Annotated in this window: 2 protein-coding genes and 2 pseudogenes; all 4 read left to right on the forward strand. The window is 64.7% G+C overall.

The window, feature by feature from the left end; all coding sequences use genetic code 11:
• Window positions 1–350 (forward strand): annotated as a pseudogene (locus tag JCM25156_RS23575) (bifunctional 3,4-dihydroxy-2-butanone-4-phosphate synthase/GTP cyclohydrolase II); the annotation flags it as partial.
• Between the two features lie 31 nt (window positions 351–381).
• The gene (gene ribH / locus JCM25156_RS10860) at window positions 382–867 is read left to right on the forward strand and encodes a 6,7-dimethyl-8-ribityllumazine synthase (RefSeq protein WP_025813098.1); all 486 of its coding nucleotides are present in this window, start codon (window positions 382–384) and stop codon (window positions 865–867) included.
• Window positions 868–943: 76 nt separating this feature from the next.
• Complete coding sequence (locus JCM25156_RS10865; protein WP_025813099.1) at window positions 944–1,954, forward strand: lysylphosphatidylglycerol synthase domain-containing protein; 1,011 nt, start codon at window positions 944–946, stop codon at window positions 1,952–1,954.
• Window positions 1,955–2,096: 142 nt separating this feature from the next.
• Window positions 2,097–3,794, forward strand: a pseudogene (locus JCM25156_RS23580) (MMPL family transporter); the annotation flags it as partial.

The following is a 3,794-nucleotide window of genomic DNA, read 5'->3' on the forward strand; positions in this document are numbered from 1 at the left end:
TGCGCGGGCATGAAGGCGGCGGCATCGGGCTGGCCAACAAGATCCGCGCCTACGCCCTGCAGGACGAGGGGCTGGACACGGTGGACGCCAACCACCGCCTTGGCTTCGAGACCGATGCGCGCGACTGGCATGCGGCGTCCGCCATCCTGCACGCGCTGGGCGTGAACCGGCTCGACCTGCTGACCAACAACCCCGACAAGGTGCGCGCCCTGCAGCAGCATGGCTTTGACGTGCGTGAGCGCATTGCCCTGCAGGTTGCCGCCAATCCCTTCAACCGCGCCTATCTGGAAGCCAAGCGGACCCGGATGGGCCATGCCCTGTGCGAGCCGGAAACGGCGGACATACACTGAACCAGACCACTGGATACGGATAAAGCCGGATATGAGCACCAATACCCCCTCCACCCCCGCGCGCCTTGAGTTCGCCCATCCGCCGCGTATCGCCATCGTGGTCAGCCGTTTCAATGAGAATGTGACCCACGGCCTGCGCGATGGCGCGCTGGCATGGCTGGCGGAACACGCGATTTCCATGCGCGGGGAAGATGTCATGTATGCGCCGGGCGCGTATGAACTGCCCCTGCTGGCGCAGACACTGGCCCGTACCGGCCGGTATGACGGCGTGGTCTGCCTTGGCTGCGTGATCAAGGGCGACACCGCGCATTTCGAATTCATAAGCCTTGGAACGGCGATTGGCCTGCAACAGGCATCGCTGAACACGGAAGTGCCGATCGCCTTTGGCGTGCTGACAACCTACACCGATGAGCAGGCCGTGGTCCGCTCACGCGATGACGTGCACAACAAGGGACGCGAGGCCGTGGCCGCCTGTGTTGAAAGTCTCGCATTGCTTCAGAAAATCAGAGGCTGCTAGGATGGCGCGGGGCCGAACAAATGGCTGAAATCAGCCTGTTATGGTCCTGTTTTCGCTATGTGGACAGGGATGACGGATGCGGCAGTTCACCCTCATCGCCGGGGCATTCGGGATCGGCCTTACCATATGGATGCTGGGGCGTTTCGGCCTGCGCGACATTCTGTGGCTGATCGCGGCTGGCGGGTGGAGCATCCCCGCCGTCATCGTTTTCCATGCAAGTCAGGTCTGCGCCTCGGCGCAGGCGTGGCGCATCCTGGCCCAGACCGGGCGGCATCCGCTGGGCTTTCGGGATTTCTTCGCCCTGCGCTGCGCGCGCGAAGGGATCAACAACCTCCTGCCGGTGGCGCAGGTGGGGGGTGAAGTCATTACAACCCGCCTGCTGGCCCGGCGCGACGGGCTGGGCATAAGGCGGGCCGCGGCCTCCACCATCTGTGACCTGACGATCGAACTGCTCAGCCAGGTCACGTTCACCCTGATCGGGCTGGGGGTGCTGTTCTGTCTTGTCCATCGGTCGCATGTGACGGATGAACTGATGGAAAGCGCGCTGGCGGCGTTCCTGCTGGGGGCGGTTTTCCTTGGCAGCCAGTATCTCGGCGCCGTCTCGGTCGTGGAAAAGCTGCTGGTACGCATCGCCGCCCATCTGGGCTGGGACGGGGTGGAGGACATTCGTGGCCTGCACCATGAAATCCTGGCGCTTTACCGCACGCACGAGAACTCGCTGCGCGCGGGGGCGTTGCAACTGCTGGGCTGGTCGCTGGGCACGTTCGAGGTTTTTCTCATTCTTGATGCGATGGGGCACCCGCTTTCACTGGCTGACAGTTTTGTGATCGAGAGCGTGGGGCAGGCCGCGAAGTCCGCCGGGTTCGCCGTGCCGGGGGCGCTGGGCGTGTCGGAGGGTGGTTATATCATCATCGGGGGGCTGTTCGGGCTGTCGCCGCAGGTGGGCATCGCGCTGTCCCTCATCAAGCGCCTGCGTGAGATCGCGTGGGGCCTGCCCTCGCTTCTGGCATGGCAGGTAATGGAAATACGCTGGATCCGTCCCGACCCGTCCTCCGCCAAGGAAATACACCTGCCCGGCCAGCCATGACAAAGTTGCGTCATCGGCTCCCCGTCAGGACATAAAGAACCACCTTGCATCCATGCCACATCATGGGCCAAACCGGGCCTCTCCACCGACTGCCGCGCCCCATGCGGCACGACGTAGGTTTCTGAAGGGCTGAATACTCGTCATGTTATCGGTACCGCTTGGGCGTCTTGTCGCTTTCTGTTCCCGTCGTGCCATTGCGGTCGTACTGGCGTTTGCCGTGCTGATAACGGGCGCGACCTATGCCAGCTACAGGCTGCTGGGCGTGACCACCGATACGGACACGATGTTTTCATCCTCGCTGGACTGGAAGAAACGCTCCGACGAGATGGGGCGTCTGTTCCCGCAGAAGCAGGACCTGCTTGTCGCCGTCATCGACGCGGCCCTGCCGGAGGAGGCGCAGCAGACCGCCCTGGGGCTGGCGGCCCGACTGCGCGATGACCACGCCAATTTCAATTACGTCACCACGCCCCAGACCGATCCCTACCTTGTGCGCAACGGCTCATGTTCCTTGACCCCAAGGCGCTGGAGCGGGTGCTCAACACCATCATCATCGCCCAGCCCTTCCTGAGCGAGCTGGCGGCGGATCCCTCGGGGCGCGGGCTGTTCAGCGCGCTGGACCTGATCGCGCTGGGCCTGAGCCAGGGGCAGGCGGATCTGGGCAATTTCCGTGCGGCGCTGGATGGGTTCGCCACCACGTTGCAGCATTCGGTGGATGGCACGCCCGAACCCCTTTCATGGGAGCGGATGCTGGCGGGCGACCTGGCCGACCTGGGGGGCAAGTACCAGTTTGTCGTGACCCAGCCCCGGCTGGACTATGATTCATTCCAGCCCGGCGGCGCGGCGTCGGATGCGATCCGTGCGGCGGCGCGCGACCTGCCTTTTGTCAAGAGCGGGCGGGCGCATGTCCATATCACCGGTGATGTCCAGATCGCGGATGAGGAATTCGCGACCGTGGCCGAAGGCATGGTGGCCGGGCTGCTCGGCTCGCTGGTTCTGGTCACGCTGTGGCTGGTGCTGGCGGTGCATACATGGCGCATCATCGTACCGATCATCATTACGCTGGTGTCGGGGCTGCTGCTGACCACGGGCTTCGCCGCCCTTGCGGTGGGCAAGCTGAACCTGATCTCGGTCGCCTTCGCCATCCTGTTCGTCGGCATCGCGGTGGATTTCGCCATCCAGTTCTCGGTCCGCTTCCGCGCGCAGACGCTGCCCGATGGAACCGCCCCCGTCCTGCTGGAAGCGCTTGAGCGCACCGGCAATGAGACCGGGCATCAGATCCTCGTCGCCGCCACGGCCACATCGGCGGGGTTCCTCGCCTTTACGCCCACCGCCTTCGTCGGGGTGGCCCAGCTCGGGCTGATCGCGGGCTTTGGCATGCTGTTCGCCTTTGTCTGCACATTGACGCTGCTGCCCGCCCTGCTGCGGCTGTTCCGCCCCACGGCGGGACATGGCCGGATGGGCTTTGTCTTCGCCCGCCCCATCGACAGGGGCATCCGCCGCCATCGCAAGCCGATCCTCGCGGTTTTCATGGTCATCGCGCTGGCGGGTCTGGCGCTGACGCCGCGCCTGACATTCGACGCCGACCCCCTGCATACCAAGAACCCCAAATCCGAAGGGATGGTCACGCTGGGCATGCTCATGTCCGAGCCGCAGTATTCGCCCTATACGGTGGATGTGCTGATGCCGGACCTGAAACAGGCCGGGGCCATGTCCGACCGGCTGTCCGGCCTGCCGCTGGTGCATGACGCGCTGTGGCTCGGCTCGCTCGTACCGGCGGACCAGAAGGACAAGCTGCCGCTGATCGCCGATGCGGCCAATATCCTGCTGCCGACCCTGCTGG

This window comes from Komagataeibacter kakiaceti JCM 25156, from assembly GCF_000613305.1.